This window comes from Paenarthrobacter sp. MSM-2-10-13, assembly GCF_011605365.1.
Taxonomy (GTDB): domain Bacteria; phylum Actinomycetota; class Actinomycetes; order Actinomycetales; family Micrococcaceae; genus Arthrobacter.
Window position 1 is genome coordinate 538,697 of sequence record NZ_JAAOXO010000001.1, and the last position, 18,882, is coordinate 557,578.

Annotated in this window: 16 protein-coding genes; 12 read left to right on the plus strand and 4 right to left on the minus strand. The window is 61.4% G+C overall.

Annotation, left to right across the window (positions count from 1 at the left end):
* Complete coding sequence (locus HAV21_RS02535; RefSeq protein WP_166840205.1) at positions 1–1,299, plus strand: alpha/beta hydrolase-fold protein; 1,299 nt, start codon at positions 1–3, stop codon at positions 1,297–1,299.
* Positions 1,281–3,797 carry a DUF2156 domain-containing protein gene (locus HAV21_RS02540; protein ID WP_142938635.1) on the plus strand — a complete coding sequence of 839 codons (2,517 nt, stop codon included), beginning with the start codon at positions 1,281–1,283 and terminating at the stop codon, positions 3,795–3,797. The genes HAV21_RS02535 and HAV21_RS02540 overlap by 19 nt, the downstream gene beginning before the upstream one ends.
* Before the next feature lie 179 nt (positions 3,798–3,976).
* Here HAV21_RS02540 and HAV21_RS02545 read toward each other — a convergent pair whose 3' ends face one another.
* The 3 genes from HAV21_RS02545 to nucS form a co-directional block, all read right to left on the minus strand.
* Complete coding sequence (locus tag HAV21_RS02545; RefSeq protein WP_017199737.1) at positions 3,977–4,180, minus strand: cold-shock protein; 204 nt, start codon at positions 4,178–4,180, stop codon at positions 3,977–3,979.
* A gap of 306 nt (positions 4,181–4,486) precedes the next feature.
* Positions 4,487–5,728, minus strand: coding sequence for an amidohydrolase family protein (locus HAV21_RS02550; protein WP_166840207.1), 1,242 nt, complete (start codon positions 5,726–5,728; stop codon positions 4,487–4,489).
* 47 nt (positions 5,729–5,775) lie between these two features.
* The gene (gene nucS / locus HAV21_RS02555) at positions 5,776–6,471 is read right to left on the minus strand and encodes an endonuclease NucS (RefSeq protein ID WP_014922168.1); all 696 of its coding nucleotides are present in this window, start codon (positions 6,469–6,471) and stop codon (positions 5,776–5,778) included.
* A 49-nt stretch (positions 6,472–6,520) separates the two neighbouring features.
* Between nucS and HAV21_RS02560 the strand changes: the two genes are divergently transcribed.
* Both HAV21_RS02560 and HAV21_RS02565 read left to right on the plus strand, forming a co-directional pair.
* Positions 6,521–6,865 carry an ATP/GTP-binding protein gene (locus HAV21_RS02560; RefSeq protein WP_142938637.1) on the plus strand — a complete coding sequence of 115 codons (345 nt, stop codon included), beginning with the start codon at positions 6,521–6,523 and terminating at the stop codon, positions 6,863–6,865.
* A gap of 18 nt (positions 6,866–6,883) precedes the next feature.
* Entirely contained in the window at positions 6,884–7,678 is a 795-nt protein-coding gene (locus tag HAV21_RS02565) for an alpha/beta hydrolase (protein ID WP_166840209.1), read from the plus strand.
* A 101-nt stretch (positions 7,679–7,779) separates the two neighbouring features.
* Here HAV21_RS02565 and HAV21_RS02570 read toward each other — a convergent pair whose 3' ends face one another.
* Positions 7,780–9,093 (minus strand): AI-2E family transporter, encoded by a 1,314-nt coding sequence (locus tag HAV21_RS02570; RefSeq protein WP_166840211.1) that lies wholly within the window; start codon positions 9,091–9,093, stop codon positions 7,780–7,782.
* 202 nt (positions 9,094–9,295) lie between these two features.
* On the opposite strand from HAV21_RS02570, the gene HAV21_RS02575 reads away from it, so the two are divergent.
* The 8 genes from HAV21_RS02575 to HAV21_RS02610 all read left to right on the plus strand — a co-directional run bounded on the left by HAV21_RS02575 (position 9,296) and on the right by HAV21_RS02610 (position 18,815).
* Entirely contained in the window at positions 9,296–11,077 is a 1,782-nt protein-coding gene (locus tag HAV21_RS02575) for a hypothetical protein (RefSeq protein WP_166840212.1), read from the plus strand.
* Positions 11,078–11,115: 38 nt separating this feature from the next.
* Complete coding sequence (locus HAV21_RS02580; protein ID WP_166840214.1) at positions 11,116–12,117, plus strand: tetratricopeptide repeat protein; 1,002 nt, start codon at positions 11,116–11,118, stop codon at positions 12,115–12,117.
* The gene (locus tag HAV21_RS02585; RefSeq protein WP_166840216.1) at positions 12,117–13,217 is read left to right on the plus strand and encodes an NADH:flavin oxidoreductase/NADH oxidase; all 1,101 of its coding nucleotides are present in this window, start codon (positions 12,117–12,119) and stop codon (positions 13,215–13,217) included. The genes HAV21_RS02580 and HAV21_RS02585 overlap by 1 nt, the downstream gene beginning before the upstream one ends.
* 158 nt (positions 13,218–13,375) lie before the next feature.
* Entirely contained in the window at positions 13,376–14,161 is a 786-nt protein-coding gene (locus HAV21_RS02590; RefSeq protein ID WP_223942651.1) for an ABC transporter ATP-binding protein, read from the plus strand.
* The gene (locus HAV21_RS02595; protein WP_166840218.1) at positions 14,143–15,714 is read left to right on the plus strand and encodes a transporter; all 1,572 of its coding nucleotides are present in this window, start codon (positions 14,143–14,145) and stop codon (positions 15,712–15,714) included. The genes HAV21_RS02590 and HAV21_RS02595 overlap by 19 nt, the downstream gene beginning before the upstream one ends.
* 86 nt (positions 15,715–15,800) lie before the next feature.
* A complete protein-coding gene (nagB, locus tag HAV21_RS02600) occupies positions 15,801–16,583 on the plus strand; it encodes a glucosamine-6-phosphate deaminase (RefSeq protein WP_142938671.1) in 783 nt (260 codons plus the stop codon).
* An 8-nt stretch (positions 16,584–16,591) separates the two neighbouring features.
* Entirely contained in the window at positions 16,592–16,930 is a 339-nt protein-coding gene (locus HAV21_RS02605; RefSeq protein WP_142938704.1) for a DUF3039 domain-containing protein, read from the plus strand.
* A 109-nt stretch (positions 16,931–17,039) separates the two neighbouring features.
* Complete coding sequence (locus tag HAV21_RS02610; RefSeq protein ID WP_142938672.1) at positions 17,040–18,815, plus strand: DEAD/DEAH box helicase; 1,776 nt, start codon at positions 17,040–17,042, stop codon at positions 18,813–18,815.
* The last annotated feature ends 67 nt before the right edge of the window (positions 18,816–18,882 follow it).

The window sequence follows — 18,882 nt, forward strand, 5'->3', positions numbered from 1 at the left end:
ATGGATTTTCTTTCGGACGTCAGCTTGGTGGATGGGCCTTTCCTTTGGTTCAGTATCGCCTGCGGTGGAGTCGGCGGGGCCTACCTCCTATGGCGTCGACGACGATCTTGGCTGCTGCTGGTACCGGCCAGCCTGCTTGTGGCGATCGGGGTAGTGGCCCTTATTCACTGGATCCTTGTGGATCTGTTGGCCACATTCTCGGAGAACCTGCCGTTTCAGACCGTGGCTTGGGCGGTACCAGCTGTCGCTGCAGTGCTCCTGTGCGTTGCGCGGTTTCCCCGAAATTCCTGGCGCGGCCGTTCGTTCAGCGTGGCGGCGATGTTTGGCGTTCTTCTTTTATGCGTTGTCCAGATAAACCTCTATTTCGGACTGAACAACACGGTCTCGGACCTGCTGGGTACCGCGGTGGCACGCATACAGCCACTTGAAGCGAGCCTCAAACGCAGTCCGGATGCAAAGCCAGGCCCTGCCCTGTCCGCATGGAAAGCCCCCGATTCCATGCCCCGAAACGACGTCCTGCGCAAAGCCGCCATTCCTGGAACCGCTTCAGGTTTCAACGCACGGGATGCTTATATTTACTTGCCGCCCTCCTACCAGACTGCAGAACGTCCAACCTTGCCTGTGCTTGTCCTCTTCGCTGGTCAACCAGGCGGTCCTGCGGACTGGCTTACCGGTGGCCAGCTCCGGTCCCTCCTGGACCAGTACGCTGAAGCCCATCAGGGAATCGCCCCTGTCACCGTGGTGGTGGACCCCAACGGATCAGCCAATGCCAACACCATGTGTATGGATAGCAAAATCGCTTCCGTGGATACGTATCTTTCGCAGGATGTACCCACGTGGATCACTGAAACGCTGGATGTCTCCAGGGATCACAAGCTGTGGGCTGTAGGCGGTTTTTCCTTTGGCGGCACGTGTGCCATGCAGATGGGAACCTCCCACCCGGACCTTTTCGCGTCCATTCTTCCCTTCGCCGCCGAGCGGGAACCTGCACTCGCTAAAGACAGAAGCAAGACAATCTCGGACTCGTTCGACGGTGATGTTGAATCGTTCGAGTCCAGGACACCTTTGGTGTTGATGCAGCAACGCGATTTCTCCGGAAGCGGTGTGTACCTGGTTTCAGGTGAGGCTGACCATGAGTTCACCAGCTACATGCATGAGCTTGCGGACGCTGCAAGAAACGCCGGTTTTGCAACTGAAGAACATTCAATTCCACAGGCCGGGCACTCATGGGACGCCGTGATACGTGGCATGCCCGGTGGCCTCGACTTCCTGGCCTCCCGATGGGGGTTGCGGCGGTGAGCCTGGCCGTCAAAGGCGTGATCAGACCTGCGTTGGGCCAAGCAGGACGGCATCTGCGATCAACGCCGTTCACAATGATGGTTCTCGCCCTCTTTGTTGGCCTGTCTTTGGTGTCTGCGAGCTTCCTGACGGGCCCGGCGGAGCCTTGGCTTTCCGTTGCCAGTGTTTCGCTGGAGGGTCTGCGGTCCGGAGAATGGTGGTCTATTTGGACGTCGTTGTTCTTCACCACCAATCCAGTGGCCTATGTCACGGCTGTCCTAATGATTCTGTTTTTCCTTGGCTTGGCAGAGCGGCACCTGGGATCCCTCAGGACGGCCGGAGTGCTCTTTGGTGGCCAGTTCGCCTGCGTATCCGCCTTCCTCCTTGTAACCCAGGTTGCCCAATACCTGGGCGACGGCTGGCTATCAGGAATGGCCGGCATCCGCCTGATCGGCCCCTACGGCGCCGTCCTCACCACCGTTTTGGCAGCCAGTGCGATCCTGCCCACCTTGTGGCAACGGCGCCTGAGGACCGTGGTGCTCGCGATTTCCCTGCTATTGGTTCTGTACGTAGGGCATGCGGAGACCGTGGTGGGCTTCCTGGGCGCGCTCATAGGTCTACTGACCGGGTGGTGGATGCAAAGCAGCCAGGGCCATCTCCACCTGCACAGGTCAACCAGCCGGGAAATCCGCAACCTTCTTTCATTGACCATGGCAATTTTCGCCGTGGGTCCCATCGTGACCGCTGCGGCAAAAAGCCCGTCCGGACCCTTGGCTTTGCTCAGGGATGTCATCCTCAACCCGCTGCCCACGCTAAGTCAGCTGGAGAGCAACTGCGGGGGAACCATCGACGTCACCTGCCTCGACATCACCCGCCAAGGCTACACAGGGCCGTTCGGATTGGCACTGGCGGTGGTTCCCGTTGTATTGCTACTCATTTGCGCCGACGGCATGAGGCGTGGGCGGCGGTTGGCCTTGGGAATCGCAATCGGGGTGCAGTTGGTGGTGGTGGCCTTGTCCACGATCTACCTTGGTCTCTTTGCCGGCATCCCGCGGCCCCCAGGTCGACCACATGCGGGGATGCTCAATACGGCAGTGGTTCATATCATTCCGCTGGTGCTGGTTCCCTTGGCGTTGGCGTTGCTCCTGTTTGTCTACAGGGGCCATTTCCGGGTGGAGACTTCTGATCGTCTCCGCCGGAAGGTGTTTTTGCTGGTCGGACTGACTGGGGGAGGCCTGGCGCTGGCCTACACGGTGGTGTGGTTGGCCTCCGGGGGGTTGGTTCGCGACGGCGGTCTGCTGGGTTTGGCGGCTGAACTTGCCAGGCAGTACCTCCCCGTTCCGCTTCCCGGCGTTTACCGTAAAGTCTTCGCCGAGCGCGATGTGCTGGAAGTCTTCCTCTTTTCCTATTCGGGCACACTGTTTTGGCTCGTAGCGTTACTTGGTGTGTGGGTGCTGCTAATCCGGGGACATCACGCCGGAGGACTTGACCGCCAGGCGCGGCAGGCGGCCCGTGCACTGGTGAAGAGGGGCGGAGATTCGCTCTCATGGATGGCGCTGTGGGAACCGAACAAGTATTGGTTCACTCCAGATGGAACCGGGGGAGTGGCCTACCAACAGCACAGTCACGTGGCATTGACGCTGGCCGGTCCCTTCGGAGCGCGCCAGCACCATGCGGTGACCGCCCAAGGGTTCCTGGATTTCTGCTCCCAGCGCGCGTTGACTCCGTGCCTCTACTCCTGCACAGACGAGCTATGGCCCATGCTGCGATCGCGCGGTTTCCGCCGTGTGTCTGTCGCCCAGGAAACCCGCCTACGAATTAGGGGCCTGGAATTCAGGGGCAAGGAGTGGCAGAACGTCAGGACCTCACTAAACCGCGCCTCGAAGATGGGGATCACGGCAAACTGGGGTCGTTACTCCGAACTGCCGCTCGGGGTACGCGCCCAAGTGAGTGAAGTCTCGGAAGAGTGGGCAGCCCAAAAGAAGATCCCGGAAATGGGTTTCACTATGGGCGGTCTGGACGAGTTGGATGATGAAGACGTCCTGTGTTGCGTTGCGGTTGATGGCACGGGCTTCGTCTATGGCGTCACCAGTTGGCTTCCCGTGTATGAAGACGGCGTTGTTGTCAGTTGGACGTTGGACTTCATGCGGCGGCGCGGCGACGCTTTTCCCGGGGTCATGGAGTTTCTCATCGCATCGGCAGTATTGCATTTGCGGGACTCCGTGGAACTTATTTCCTTGTCCGGGTCGCCCTTGGCCCGGGAAGAGGGGGAGATCGAGCAGAGGGCCAAAGGTTTGGCCGGAATACTTGAGGTGGTGGGACAGGCCTTGGAGCCCGTTTACGGATTCAGGTCCCTGGCCTCATTTAAGTCGAGATTCCAACCCGAGTACAGAACGTTGTACATGTATTATCAAGACCCACTGCATCTTCCTGCAATAGGTCGCGCGCTCAGCAGGGCGTACCTTCCTGGATTATCAGTCCGGCATTCCGCACGGCTGCTCCGGAGCTTGGTTGGTTGAATTGTCAACGCCTATTCGAAGGGCGCGTTTGGTATTTCTTCATGGTTAGTAACAGTCGTTGTTGAGAACCCGCAGAGGGTGGCCGGGGTTTCCTCCATTAAGACACGTTGACCCCGGCTGGAAAGCCAGGGTCAACGAGTTGTGTTGTCTCCGCAATATGCAGGGATCAACAGGTACGACTAGACGACCGTAACGCCGGTTGCCTGGGGGCCCTTGGCTCCCTGACCGATCTCGAACTGAACGCGCTGGTTCTCGTCGAGGGTCTTGAAGCCACCGGTCTGGATCTCGGAGTAGTGGACAAAAACGTCCCCATCCGCGTCATCCGGGGTGATGAAGCCGAAGCCCTTTTCGGCGTTGAACCACTTGACGGTTCCCAGTGCCATGTATATCTCCTCATTGTGGAACATCAGTCCGATACACCTCGTACCGGATTTGTTACTCCGCGAGAAGACCCGAATACCAACCAAGCCTGGGCCTGATTGATTCGCAGGAGCTTCACGCTCGCAACTGGTCTTGCGAGCATGAAAAACACCTACACAAAGACTGCTATAACACTTTCATGTGCTCTGCCGGAGGTCAACGGTCTTTTGGGCAATTCAGGAAAATTTTCGGTAAAAAGAAGGTAACGCCGGGTCCGACAATTCAACGGCCTTTTCCAAGGAACGTGTAGGAACCCGGACGCCGGGAATCTAGGACAACCACTGCCCATTGCGCATTACGCCCGTCAGTTGCAGATCCTGGTTTGTTACCACCACATCGGCGCGAAGTCCTCTTCGGAGCCCGCCTATTTCATCGGAAAGTCCAAGGACCGCGGCCGGGACCGCTGTTGCCGAGCAAATCGCGTCGGGAAGTCCAACGCCGGCTGCCACCGTTTTGCTGACAACTTCCAAGAGGGTGGAGGTGCCTCCGGCGATGGATCCCGTGGCATCGAGTGTGGCCACGCCGTCGCTGACGGTGACCGGGGACGGGCCGAGCATGTAGCTGCCATCGGACAATCCTGCGGCAGCCATTGAATCCGTGACCAGGACGATGTTTCCGGCGCCCACTAACTGGAAGACAGTTGCCACGGTGCTCGGGGCCAGGTGCGTTCCGTCTGCAATGAGTTCAACAACGGCCTTTCCCTCCTGCGCCATGCGCAGGCACGCCGCAACGGGACCCGGGGCGCGATGGTGCATGGGCGGCATCCCGTTGAAGAGGTGCGTCACGGTGGGAAGCGAGCTGACGCCGTCGAACCCTGCCGACTCAAGTCCCTCCCGTGCCGCAGCGAGCGACGCCGCGGCCGTGGCGTCGTCGCAGTCGGTGTGGCCCAAGGAGGGAGTAACGCCATGGGAAGTCATCAGGTCCACCAGGGCAGCTGCGCCTGGAAGTTCGGGGGCGTAGGTCATGGTGGACAGCTTGCCGGCCGCGGCAGCCACCAGTTCGTCCATGAGCTCCAGATCCGGTTCCAACAAGTAGTCGGGATTCTGGGCCCCGCATCGGGCATGGGAGAGGAACGGGCCTTCAAGGTGAATGCCGGCCACCAGTCCCTCATCCACGAGCTTCACATAGAGCTCGATACCCCGGAGGAGGTCTTCCCGGGGAGCAGTGACCATGCTGGCAAGGAATGTGGTGGTACCTGATCTATGAAGGAAGTCCACGGCCTTGCGTGCGGAAGATTCTTCACCGCCAGGGAAGTCGCCGCCATTGCCGCCGTGGCAGTGCACGTCAACGAGACCCGGGAAGAGGTAGCTACCGCTGGGGATGCCTAAGTGGATCGCGTTGCGAAAACCGTCGAATTCTTCCGGATCGAAGGCGCTGGCCGAGCCTGCATAGGCAATCCTGTCGCCGTCGACGGCAACCAATCCGTCTTCCACCACCTCGCCGTCGCTGACAAGCGTTCCTCTAATGATCTGATGGCTTGGAGCGGACGATGGGGAGGATGCAACAGTCATGGTCTTGATTCTAGTGGCCTGCGGCACACCCTCCCGAAGACGGGAACCTAGAAAAGCCGTGACTCGCTGTCATCCACGCCGCGCATGGCGTCATAATCCAGCGTGACGCAATCTATTCCGCGGTCATTGGCCAGGACCTTCGCTTGGGGTTTGATCTGTTGTGCGGCAAAAATTCCCCGTACCGGTGCCAGCAGGGGGTCGCGGTTGAGCAGCTCGAGGTAACGCGTGAGTTGTTCAACGCCGTCGATGTCTCCACGGCGTTTGAGTTCGATGGCAACAGTGGCCCCGGCCGCGTCCCTGGCCAAAATGTCCACAGGACCGATAGCTGTGAAGTACTCGCGCCGAATCAGGGAGTAACCGGACCCCAGAAGTTCGATTTGCTCGGCCAGCAACCTCTGGAGATCCGCTTCGACGCCGTCCTTGATCAGGCCGGGATCGGTGCCGAGCTCGTGCGAGGTGTCGTGCAGTTGCTCGTAGATATTGATGATGAGGCGGTCATCCGTTTTGGCGGACTGAACGGTCCACTGTTCCACCACCCCTTCCTCCACTTCGGTCTCCTCCGGTGAGGTCACCCGAAGGGTCGCGGGGGGACTCATCCAGTTCAGCGGCTTATAGGAGCCGCCGTCGGAGTGCACCAACACTGAACCATCCGCTTTGACCAGCAGGAGCCGGGTGGCGAGCGGGAGATGGGCCTTGAGGCGGCCAACGTAATCAACAGAACAACGGGCTATGACGAGTCGCACCCGCCCCACATTACCGTCTGCAACGGTATGGCTGGGGCAGAATGGAAGTATGCCCCGCTCCAACCGTCCCCGTCGCAACGCGTCCAGCACACGCTCCGGCAACTCCGGTGGAAAGTGGACTGAACCGGCGCAGGAGCTGGACCTTGAGCGGGCCCGTGCCGGAATCGCCAGGAGGGAAAGCGCCCCGGATGGTGACTGGATGGTGCGAACCATGACGGCCAGGAAAGCGGAGAAGCAGTACATCTGCCCTGGCTGCTCCACTGCCATCGTCCCGGGTATCGCCCACTTGGTGGTGTGGTCCGACAGCCATCTGTTTGGACAGGCCGCAGGGCTGGCCGAACGCAGGCACTGGCACACCAACTGCTGGACGGGCCGGACGTACCGTTACCGCTGATTCGCTAGGCTTGGAACCATGACTTTCGACCCCGCCTCGTTCGTGTTCACCCCGCAGAATGCGCCCTCGGAAATCCGTGCTTCCACGGTCCTTCCCGCTGTGCGCGAGAATGTGGAGTTCACCACAGAGGACGGCAAGGTCCTGCTGGGCGAACTCGCGCTCCCGGCGTCAGGGGAGATTACTGCCACCTTGATCACCCTCCACCCGTTGCCCACTCACGGTGGGTTCATGGATTCGCACGTGTACCGCAAGGCCTCGTACAGGCTTCCGGCGCTGGCCGGCGTCGTCGTGCTGAGGTTCAATACGCGGGGCACGGCATCGCCGCGCGGAACCAGCGATGGTCAGTTCGAAGAGGGCATTGGTGAGCGGTACGACGTCGAGGCCGCCGTCCGTTTCGCCGTTGAACGCGGCTTGCCGCACCGCTGGCTGGTGGGGTGGTCTTTCGGAACTGAACTGGCCCTGATGTACGGGGCGGTGGATCCGGTTGCCTCGGAGATCGAAGGTGCCGTGTTGTTGTCGCCACCGTTGCACCGGGCCACGGACGTGCACCTCAAGGAGTGGGCCGAGTCCGGTAAGCCGCTCACAGTGCTGGTGCCGGAGCACGATGACTACTTGCAGCCCGCTGAAGCAGCCCAGCGGTTCGCTGTGGTGCCTCAAGCCCGGATTGTCGGCGTCGACGGCGCCAAGCACCTCTGGGTTGGCGAAAAGTACGCAGCGCGAGTCTTGAATGAAATCGTCGACGACGTCACTCCGGCGGGTGCCGGAGCCGACGGTCTACCTCGGGAGTGGGCGGGGCGGGTAGCAACCGCCTAGCCCGGCAGCAACCAGCTGGGCCCCGTGTCCGGTTTTTGTACAGATAATGCCCCAAAACACGATGCTTAGGGGCATTATCTGTACAAAAACCGAGAGAAGGCTCAGTGCCTGTCTTGCCGGACGATGAAGACTTCCTTGATGAGCAGCATGATCGCCGCTGCTGTTGGAATGGCGATCAGCGCGCCAAGGACGCCAAGCAGGCTGCCACCGGCTATCACCGAGATCACGGCCACGGCTCCCGGAACCGCCACAGCGCGCTGCATGATGCGCGGTGAGATGAAGTACGCCTCGAACTGCAGGTAGGCGAAGTAGGCGATCGCGTAAACCACCGCTGTCTGCCAGCCGGCGGTCAGTGCCACCAGGATAACCACTACTGCAGCGATCATGCCGCCCACCAAGGGGATGAACGCCAGCAGGGCAACGACGAACGCAAGCAGGACGCTGAATGGTATGCCCAGGATGGTCATCAGGATGAACGCAAAAATAGCATTCAGGAGGGCTACGCAGACCTGGCCAATGACGTAATTACCCACGGAATCGGTGATCGCTTCGGAAAGCGCCTCAACACGCGGACGGCGGGACCGGGGAGCCAGGCGGTAAGCCCATTTCTTCATGGACGGCAGGGCTGCCAGGAAATACAGGCTCAGGACCAGGACGATCAGCGAACCAAACAGGCCGTTGGCCACGGTGGAACCGAAACCCACCACGCCGCCGAAGATGCCACCCATCGCCTCGGGGTCTTTGACGAACTTGTCCAGCTCAGTAGTGATACGGTCACGCACGCCGAATTGGCTGTCTGCGCTGCGGAAGAAGTCCGAGTCGAGGAAACCGCGGATCCACTCAGGGGCTTGGCGGACGATTTCCGATACCTGTTCGACGATGGTGGGTATCAGTGTTGCGAAGAAGCCTGCCACTGCAAGGACAAGCGCTGAGACGGAAATGAGGATGCCCGCGGGGCGGGGGACTTTGCGGCCTTCAAGCCAACGAACCACGGGATCAAGTCCAAGTGCGATGAACAGCGCGGCCACGATCCACAAAATGAGTTGGGTGGTGTTGCTGGCAATGTAGAACACGGCCAGGGCGATGCCGACGCCGGCGGTACCCATGAATCCGACATATACAGGATGCTGTGATGACATTCGCGGGCCGGGGGCGCCGAATCCGTGGTCGTCCTCGGGGCGGAAGCTTTCGCTGCCTTCATCGGATTCAGTTTCCGGGGGCATCTCGAATCGCACCCGGTTGCGGGCTCCGGGAATGGGCTGCCGAAGTCTGCGGCTGATGGCAGCCAGGCGTCCGGTGCGGACCGGAACCGTTGCAGCAGGGCCCTCGGAAGTAGCGGTGCCACCCCCGGAAGGGGAATCCACCGCACCTGCCCCTGACTCTTCGACGGGACGGGGCTCCATGTGGTCTTTCACGCGGTTTAGCTGCCTTTTCAGTGGTGGTACAAGGTGGACTTAGGCGTTGGGAGGCCCGTATATCATGATCATCGCCACACTATCAGGACCGCGTAATGGCGCCGGAGCGGCGCGGTGGCGGGCTTTTCGGGGTGTCGGGGAGATCACCTCGATCTGACTCTCTGATAACAAAACGGTTACCCTTGAAGTTCAACGACCGCTGATGATAGGTGATCCTGTGCGTTTGAAGACTGCAGCCTTGCTGGTGCTGCTGGGCCTGCTGACGATGCTGGCCGGTATAGGCCAGCTGACTTTTTGGGCCCCCGCTGAGACCGTGACGGCTTCGGTTCCGAGCGATACCAAAGCTGCCCCGCTGACCGTGATTGACCAAAAGTTGATCGCTCTCCATGACGGGCCGGTGAAGATCAAAATCCAGGGTGAAGGCAACTTCATGGTAGCCACCGGACGACCGGACGATGTGGAAGCGTGGGTCGGTGAGACCGCCCACAACACGCTGACCGGTGTCTCTGCTGACCAGAAGTCGCTGGAGGTGTCCTCCGCAGATGGCGAGGCCACGGCGCCGTCCCCGGCTGGATCCGATTTGTGGGTCAGCACTGAGGATGCCAGCGGAGATCTTGACTACACCTGGAACCCTCCCGCTGACGGCGAGTGGTCCCTTTTGGTAGCCGGAGACGGTACCAAGCCCGCGCCGTCGTCAATTTCCATGACGTTCCCCAACAACGCCACCACCCCCTGGGCAGTGCCGCTGATTGTTGTGGGCATCATCATCATCTTGGTGGGAGCGGCGTTGCCGTTCATCGCCAAGGCAATGAGCAATCGACGCAAGGACCGTGATGACGATGAGCCGCGCGATGGTGGGGAAACCACCACGCTGCCGGTTCAACCCTCAGCCAAACAGTCAACTGAAGTCCAGTCGCCCACGGGTGACGAAGGCCGCCGTCGTGGCGCGGGCACCGAAGGTCCGGCACTCCGGATCACTGCCCTTGCCGCCACAATGGCAGCAGTCATGGTGGGAGGGACAGCCATTGCTGCCCAAGCCACCACAACACCCGAGGCCACGTCCACATCCTCGGCCGCAGCTGCTGCCGAAGGCGGAACGCCGGTCATGCTGGAATCCCAGTTGCAGCGGATTCTTGAGCAGGTCGCCAGCACTGTGGATGCAGCCGATGCGGCCAAGGATGCGGCCAAGCTGGCTCCGCGCGTAGACAAGATGGAACTCCAGATCCGGACGCAGAACTACAAGATCCGGTCCGCGGTTTCCGCCTATGAGCCGCGCATGCCGGTCCGTGCCACCAAGCTTCAGAGCAGTGTGATCAGCACCAAGCGTGACTGGCCCCGCACGGTCTTTGCCCTCACGCAGGGTGAGGGCAATGTTGTGCCGCAGGTTCTGACCCTGGTGCAGCTTTCACCCCGCGAAAACTACAAGTTGTGGGGCAGTGCCCCGCTTCAGCCCGGGACCAACTTCCCCTCTTTCCCGATTCCGCGCAAGGGTACCGAACCTGTACCGGCGAGTGACAGCACCGGACTGGCTTACAGCGGTAACGAGGCTCTGGAAATCCTGAGTGAAATGCTCACCAACCCGGAGTCTCCCAACCGCAGCAAGCTGGCTGACGGGCAGTCTTCCCCGTACATCGCAGGGGCACTGGCGTACCAGGCGGACACCGTGAAGAACGGAACAAGCGCCAACTTCAAGTTCACCCACACTCCGGTCACCAATCAGACCGTGGTGCTCCGGACTGCCGACGGCGGTGCCGTGGTTGTGGGACGTTTGGACTTCGCTTTCGAAGGCACGCCCAAGGCGGCAGGAGACAAGCTTCTCCTTGAGGACGATTCCGCTGTCTTCGCCGGTGGAAAGGAAACCACCACGGGCATGGTCCTGAACTTCGCCGAGTCCGTGGCGGTGTACATTCCGCCAGCTGGTTCTGCAGACCCCATGAAGCTCGTGGCAGCTACCCGCGGACTGGTCGGAGCCAGCTTCAAGTAGGGCTTACCCATGGCAGGGCAGCGGCTAGAGTGGACGGTATGAGTTCGCCCGGATACCGACCCACTCCAGCCGCTGCCAGCCAGCTCAATCTTCGCGGTGCCGTCGACCTATCGTCGCTGCGCCGCCCGGCCGCCCCGCCGGCGTCTTCCCCCTCCGCTTCGGCGGGCGGCGGATCGCCCGCGGCCGGCGCGCCCCAAGGGGGCGAAAACGGCAAAGCACCACTCCGAGTGGATGCCACCGAAACAAATTTCCAGGATCTGGTGCAATTGTCTGCGCAGATCCCCGTGCTTTTCCTTCTTTGGTCGCGCTACGCACCGGAGTCCCCGGCCGTTCTCGAAGCAGCCGAACGCGTTGTCGAAACCTACGGTGGCCGGCTGGTGCTTGCCGCTGCCGATGTTGATACTTTCCCCCAGCTGGCGCAGGCCTTCCAGGTTCAGGCCGTTCCCACAGCTGTTGCTGTGGTCAAAGGACAGCCTGTACCGCTTTTCCAGGGACCTGCCGATGATGAACAGATCCGCAACCTGGTGGAGGAACTTCTAAAGGTCGCTGCAGCCAACGGAGTCACCGGCAGCATAGGTGAGGCTGATGAGTCAGGTGAGGACCCGGAGCCCGCACCGCTCCCGCCGCTTCACCAAGCAGCCATTGATGCGATAGAGGCCGGCGACTATGCGGGGGCCATAGCGGCCTACAAGCAGGCGCTTCTCGAACAACCCGCAGACACCGACGCCAAAGCGGGTCTGGTGCAGGTGGAGCTGATGGCAAGGCTGGAAAAGCTCTCCGCGCCTGAGGCTGAAAGCCTCCGCCACCTCGCCGCAACAGAACCCGACAACATTCAGGCTCAGTTGACGGTTGCTGACCTCGACATTTCCGGCGGCCACATCGATGACGCCTTCAATCGCATCATCAGCTTTATCGGCAGGAATTTCGGTCCGGAGCGCGAGACGGCCCGGGTACGCCTCCTGGAGCTATTCGAGGTGGTAGGGACACAGGACGAGCGCGTGGCTAAGGCCCGCCAAGGACTCGCGAGGGTCCTCTTCTAGTGCCGTCCGCGCTGTTCACGCCGCTGCAGCTGCGTGCACTCACCGTTGCACACCGCGGCTGGGTATCGCCCATGTGCCAGTACAGTTGCCACCCGGAGACCGGAGAAGGTGTCCCGCACGACTGGCACTTGATGCACCTGGGTTCTTTTGCAGCCGGTGGTGCCGCATTAATCCTTACCGAGGCAGCTGCAGTGAACGCGGCGGGCAGGATCAGCCCGCTGGACGCCGGTTTGTATTCCGATAACCAGGCCGCGGGGTGGGAACGGATTGTGGACTTTGTCCACCGGCATGGCGCCGTCGATGCCAAGATCGGTGTCCAGCTGGCCCATGCCGGGCGCAAGGCGTCCACCTACTGGCCGTTTTCCGAACGCTCCGGCTCTGTTCCGGAAAGCGACGGCGGTTGGCTCACGGTAGGGCCCGGCAGCGCTCCTTTTGACGGCTATGCTTCGCCCAGAATGATGAGCGAAGAGGATATCCAAGCCGTGGTGACCGACTACGCCGCTGCTGCCAAGCGCGCGGTGGCCGTGGGTTTTGACACCGTGGAGATCCATGGTGCCCACGGGTACCTCCTTCACCAGTTCCAAAGCCCGCTCATCAACACCCGGACAGACGCTTGGGGCGGCAGCGAGGAACGGCGCAACCGGCTGATGCTCGCGGTGGTGGACGCGGTCAGGGAAGTCATCCCGGATTCGATGCCGCTGCTGCTCCGTATCTCGGCGTCGGACTGGGCCGAGGGCGGGGTTGATGTGGAGGCCTCAGTGCGTTTGGCTCGCGCCGCTGCTGAACGTGGCGTTGACTTGGTGGACGTCTCCAGTGGCGGCGCGGTTGCGCATCAACAGATCAGGGCCGTGCCAGGTTACCAGGCAGGGTTCGCCCAGCAGTTAAAGAACGACGCCGGGGTCCTCACCGGTGCGGTTGGTTTGTTGACGAGTCCTACGCAGGCGGAGGACATTGTGGCCAACGGGAGGGCTGATGCGGTGTTCATGGCCCGTGCCGCGTTGCGTGATCCGCACTGGTGGCTGAGGGCCGCCTACGAATTAGGCCATGACATTGCGTGGGTCCCGCAGTACCAGCGGGCCGTTCCCCGCCACGGCTTCTAGGACCTCCTCCAGGTTTCCGCCTGCAAGGTTAGGCTGGGTTCATGACGGAACCACGCCATGAACCCATGCCCACATTCGAGCCGCCACGAGCTGCCGCGCCGCCACAAGCTGCCGAGCCGCCACAAGCTGCCGAGCCACCGCAGGTGGCCGCTCACCCGATGCCCTCGGAGGACTCGCCCGGGAGCGAGCCACTGGCTGCGCTGTCCATTCGGGGCCTGGCCAAACGATTCGGCGAGAAAATCGCCGTCGACGGCGTGAGCCTGGAAGTCCCTGCCGGATCCTTCTACGGGATGGTCGGGCCTAACGGTGCAGGAAAGACCACCACGTTGTCCATGGCCACCGGACTGCTGCGGCCGGACTTTGGCACAGCCTTGATCCACGGGGTTGACGTCTGGTCGCGGCCGCTGGAGGCCAAGAAGCTCATGGGCGTCCTGCCTGATGGCGTGCGCCTGTTTGATCGGCTGACCGGCGAACAGCTGGTGACGTACTCGGGTCTGCTCCGCGGTATGGACCGTGAAGTGGTGGGCTCCCGGGTGCCTGAATTGCTGGCTGCCCTGGATCTCCAAGCGGACGCCGGCAAATTGGTTGTGGACTACTCGGCAGGTATGACCAAGAAAATTGCCTTGGCCTCAGCGCTGATCCATGCTCCGCGTCTGCTTGTCCTTGACGAGCCCTTTGAGTCGGTGGATCCTGTGTCGGCCGCCAATATCAGGGGCATCCTTGAGGGGTATGTTGCTTCCGGCGGTACGGTCATCGTTTCGAGCCACGTCATGGATCTTGTGCAGCGCATGTGCAGCCACGTAGCAGTTGTGGCTGGTGGGCGTGTTTTGGCCGCGGGCTCCGTGGACGAGGTCCGCGATGGTTCCACGTTGGAGGAACGCTTCGTCCAGTTGGTGGGCGGCGGACACCGGACGGAGGGCTTGGAATGGTTGCGCACCTTCTAAACCTCAAGTGGCGCCTGCTCCTGAACGGGTTCAAGCGCAGCCCGTGGCAGCTGGTAGGCATGGCGTTGGGGCTCGTTTATGCATTGGGATTGCTGGTCCTCCTGGTTGGAGGCCTCATAGCGCTGCGGTGGGCTGATCCGGAGATCGCCCACACTGTAGTGGTATTGGGTGGAGCGGCCGCTGTCCTGGGTTGGGCCATCATTCCGCTTATTGCTTCGGCCGCGGACATGACCTTGGACCCTGCCCGGTTCACCACCTTTGCCATACCGCCTAGACAACTCTTGACCGGCCTTGCCCTCGCGGGCTTCATCGGTATTCCCGGTCTGGCCACTTTGCTGGCTGCGCTCGGGACGGTAGGGACCTGGTGGCGTAGTTTTCCAGCGGTGGCAGGTGCCTTGTTGGGTGCGGTTCTGGGTGCCATAACGTGCATCGTCCTGTCCAAAGCAGTCACGACGGCGACTGCCGGCCTTGCGGCGTCGCGGCGTTTCAAAGATGCCAGCAGCATTATTGTGTTCATTCCGCTGGTGTTGCTGGGCCCCATCATGATGGGAATTATTGACGGCGTTCGCGGAAGTGCTGATTACCTCCCCGTGTTGGCCAGGGCTGTTTCCTGGACGCCGCTGGGTGCAGCGTGGTCTCTGGGCGGAGACCTCGAATCAGGCAATGTGGCCGCCGCGGGGCTCAAGTTGCTCATTGCGGCAGCAACCATCGTCGCCCTGCTCCTGTGCTGGCATGTTCTGCTGCAGCGGGCGTTGGTGACGCCTCCGTACTCCGGAGGGTCAGCAAAGAAGGGTGGAAAACTTGGACTGTTCGGTCTTCTTCCCGCAACACCGGCAGGTGCAGTTGCTGCCCGGGCTCTGGTCTATTGGATGAAGGATCCGCGGTACGCGGCATCCCTGGTTATTGTTCCCCTGTTTCCTGTCATCTTTTTCTTCAGCGGCTCACAGAGCGGCAGTTACGGCATGCTCATGATCCTGGGGCCGCTGACGGCCTTTGTGATGGCCTGGTCGATTTGCGCTGATGTCTCGTACGACAACACAGCTTTTGCGCTTCACCTCGCAGCAGGTGTCCGTGGCATCGATGACCGCCTGGGCCGGGCGTTGGCTTGCCTGGCACTTTCCCTTCCGGTGGTGCTGGTGTTCACCGTAGGGCCGCTTTTTGTCACCGGTGACTGGCAATGGCTGCCCAATCTCTTGGGCTTGTCGTTGGGCACGCTCTTGACCGGGCTGGGGCTTTCATCCGTGATTTCAGCGCGTTACAACATCGCCGTGCCCTTGCCGGGGGACAGCCCGTTCAAGAAACCCCCGGGAAATGTCGCCCAGACCCTCGCAGTTCAGGCAGTTGGTATGGGTCTTTTGGCTCTTCTACTGGTTCCGGAGCTTGCGCTGGTGGCTGTTCAGGCGTTCAGTGGAGGTTCGGAAGCTGGATGGATCAACTTGGCAGTAGGTCCGGTACTGGGCGTTATCCTGTTCGTGGTGGGCGTCCGCCTTGGTGGAAAGTGGTTGGACGCCAGGGGGCCGGAGATGTTCGCCCAGCTCAGCGCAAACCGATAACCACGTAACAACCGTGCCCGTAGGTGGGACATGGGATAACGTCTTTGTCAGATAGCTCGACGACCACAACTAGAAAGGCCGTGACGATGGAAGTTGTCATTCTCCCTGGCACTAAACAGATCGGTGCACTTGCAGCCGATGCCATCGAAGCGCTGGTCCGCCGTAAGCCCAATGCTGTACTGGGCTTGGCAACGGGTTCGTCCCCTCTGCCCATTTACGACGAGTTGGCCAGCCGTTACGAGGCCGGGGGATTGGACTTCAGCCAGGCGCATGGATTCGCGCTGGACGAATACGTGGGGCTTGAAGCGGGACATCCCGAGTCCTACCGCGAGGTCATCCGGCGCGAGTTCACCAACCGCGTGAATATCAAGCCGGAAAACGTCCATGGACCCGACGGCGCAGCCGGGGACCTTGAGGCAGCATGCCAGGCCTATGAGGATGCCATCAAAGCCGTGGGCGGAGTGGATCTCCAGATCCTGGGTGTGGGGACAGACGGGCACATTGGCTTCAACGAGCCCGGGTCCTCCCTGGCATCCCGGACGCGCATCAAGACGCTGATCGAGCAGACCCGGAAGGACAACGCCCGCTTCTTCGACAGCATCGACGACGTGCCCCACCACGTAGTCACCCAGGGACTGGGAACCATCATGGACGCCCGGCATGTGGTGTTGGTCGCAACAGGGGCGCAGAAAGCCCAGGCTGTGCGTGATTTCGTGGAGGGACCTGTAGCTGCAATTTGTGCAGCATCAATCCTTCAGATGCACCCGCACGCCACGATTTTGGTGGATGAGGCAGCCGCGTCATCGCTGAAACTGGCTGATTATTATCGGCACACTTACGACAACAAGCCGGAGTGGCAGGGACTGTAGACGGTAAGATGTTTGGCATGACTACGCTTCCTCCGGATCCATTCGAAAACGACCCCATGCGAGAGCTTTCCGGAGCCGGAACGTCCACTGCCACCATTGAGCGCGAGGAAACGCGCCAGGAAGTGGAACCCGGCGACCGCGAGCGGTTTTCGCACTACGTCCGCAAGGAAAAGATCATGGAGTCGGCCCTGAGCGGTGAGCCAGTCATTGCCCTCTGCGGCAAAGTCTGGACACCGGGGCGCGATCCCAAAAAGTTCCCGGTCTGCCCGGAGTGCAAGGAGATTTACGACGGCCTCCGCCCCGGCAACGACGGTGGAAACAACGGCGGCCCGGGCAACTCCAAGTAGTGGGTGGGAAGAGAACACCGGCCCTATCTGATCATCTCCTGCCCGTCAGCTTTGGCGTGCCCGGAAATCCGGAAATGATCATCGCTGCCATCAGCCCGGGGGAGCCAGCATGACAGAAACACTATTTGGTGGACCGTCCCTGCCTCCGGCGTACCCGGAACGTGCCGCGTGGGGTACAGCGCCCAAGCTCCGTGCGTGGCAGCAGGAGGCACTTGACCTCTACATGAACCGCAATCCCAAGGACTTCCTCGCCGTGGCAACCCCCGGCGCCGGTAAGACCACCTTTGCCCTTCGCATCGCCACCACGCTGCTGGATAGTGGAGTGGTCAACAGGATCACCATCGTGGCACCTACGGACCACTTGAAACGTCAGTGGGCGGATGCCGCAGCCAAAGTGGGAATCGCCATTGATCCAAACTTCAAGAATTCCGATGGCCAGCATGGTCGTGGCTTCGTGGGCGTTGCCGTCACGTACGCACAGGTAGCCAGCAAGCCCATGCTGCATCGGGCGAAAACTGAAGCGGCACGCACTTTGGTGATCCTGGACGAAATCCACCACGGCGGCGAAGCTTTATCGTGGGGCGATGGCCTGCGCGAGGCCTTTGATCCGGCCGCCAGGCGCCTGTCACTGACAGGTACTCCGTTCCGCTCGGATACCTCGCCGATTCCCTTTGTTGACTACGCTGAGGACCGGGACGGCATCCGGCGTTCCAAAGCCGATTACACGTACGGCTATGGCAATGCGCTGCGGGACCACGTAGTGCGCCCCGTACTTTTCATGGCGTATTCGGGCCAGATGCGGTGGCGTACCAGTGCAGGTGACGAGATGGCTGCCTCGCTGGGTGAAGCTGCTGTCACCAAGGACATCACCTCCCAGGCCTGGCGCACGGCGTTGAACCCCACCGGCGAGTGGATTCCTGCCGTCCTGGCTGCGGCGGATAAGCGCCTCAGCGAGGTCCGGAGGACGGTGCCGGACGCCGGTGGCCTGGTCATTGCCACAGACCACGAGGACGCCCGGGCCTACGCGGGCCAGCTCAGGAAGATCACGGGCCAGTCGCCCACGGTGATCCTTTCGGACGACTCCAAGGCTTCGAGCAAGATCGAGGAATTCTCCGCGGGTGAACAGCGCTGGATGGTTGCTGTCCGCATGGTGTCCGAAGGCGTTGACGTGCCGCGGCTGTCGGTGGGCGTCTATGCCACCTCCACCTCCACACCTCTGTTCTTCGCTCAGGCCGTGGGGCGTTTTGTGCGTGCCCGCAAGAGGGGTGAGACGGCGTCGGTCTTCCTGCCCTCCGTGCCGCCGCTGATGATTCTCGCCAACACCATGGAGGCAGAGCGGGACCACGCGTTGGACCGCCCGGAGAAGGACGAAGACGGCCTCTTCAATCCCGAAGAGAACCTCATGGCAGAGGCCAATCGGGAAGACAAAGCGTCGGACGAGCTCACCAAAGGCAAGTTCGAGGCTCTGGATTCCCAAGCGTCATTTGACCGCGTCCTCTTTGACGGTGGTGAGTTTGGCACGGGAGCGGACATCGGTTCCGATGATGAATTGGACTTCCTTGGCATTCCCGGGCTCCTGGACGCAGAACAAGTGGGCACACTGCTGCGCCAACGCCAGCACGATCAGCAGTCCCGCAAGAAACGCCAGTCACCGCTGGCGGCTGCGGCCGCGCCGGCTGTGCCTGACCACCGGATGCTCATGGACCTGCGCAACGAGCTGGCCAAAAACGTGGCTGCCTGGGCTGCCCGTACCGGCACGCCCCATGGTGTGGTTCACACCAAACTGCGTGAAGTGTGTGGTGGCCCGGCTGTCGCCCAAGCGAACGAGGAGCAGCTGCAGGCCCGCCTGCGCAAGCTTCAGGACTGGTTCATCGGCAGGAAGTAGCTGGAACCACTAGCAGCTGAAACAGGGAAGGGCGCCGCGGTTGCGGCGCCCTTCCCTGTTTCCAGGA

Coding starts and splice junctions, on each gene's coding strand:
- HAV21_RS02535 (WP_166840205.1), top strand. CDS start 1: ATGGATTTTCTTTCGGACGTCAGCTTGGTGGATGGGCCTTTCCTTTGG.
- HAV21_RS02540 (WP_142938635.1), top strand. CDS start 1,281: ATGGGGGTTGCGGCGGTGAGCCTGGCCGTCAAAGGCGTGATCAGACCT.
- HAV21_RS02545 (WP_017199737.1), bottom strand. CDS start 4,180: ATGGCACTGGGAACCGTCAAGTGGTTCAACGCCGAAAAGGGCTTCGGC.
- HAV21_RS02550 (WP_166840207.1), bottom strand. CDS start 5,728: ATGACTGTTGCATCCTCCCCATCGTCCGCTCCAAGCCATCAGATCATT.
- HAV21_RS02560 (WP_142938637.1), top strand. CDS start 6,521: ATGCCCCGCTCCAACCGTCCCCGTCGCAACGCGTCCAGCACACGCTCC.
- HAV21_RS02565 (WP_166840209.1), top strand. CDS start 6,884: ATGACTTTCGACCCCGCCTCGTTCGTGTTCACCCCGCAGAATGCGCCC.
- HAV21_RS02575 (WP_166840212.1), top strand. CDS start 9,296: ATGATAGGTGATCCTGTGCGTTTGAAGACTGCAGCCTTGCTGGTGCTG.
- HAV21_RS02580 (WP_166840214.1), top strand. CDS start 11,116: ATGAGTTCGCCCGGATACCGACCCACTCCAGCCGCTGCCAGCCAGCTC.
- HAV21_RS02590 (WP_223942651.1), top strand. CDS start 13,376: ATGCCCTCGGAGGACTCGCCCGGGAGCGAGCCACTGGCTGCGCTGTCC.
- HAV21_RS02595 (WP_166840218.1), top strand. CDS start 14,143: ATGGTTGCGCACCTTCTAAACCTCAAGTGGCGCCTGCTCCTGAACGGG.
- nagB (WP_142938671.1), top strand. CDS start 15,801: ATGGAAGTTGTCATTCTCCCTGGCACTAAACAGATCGGTGCACTTGCA.
- HAV21_RS02605 (WP_142938704.1), top strand. CDS start 16,592: ATGTTTGGCATGACTACGCTTCCTCCGGATCCATTCGAAAACGACCCC.
- HAV21_RS02610 (WP_142938672.1), top strand. CDS start 17,040: ATGACAGAAACACTATTTGGTGGACCGTCCCTGCCTCCGGCGTACCCG.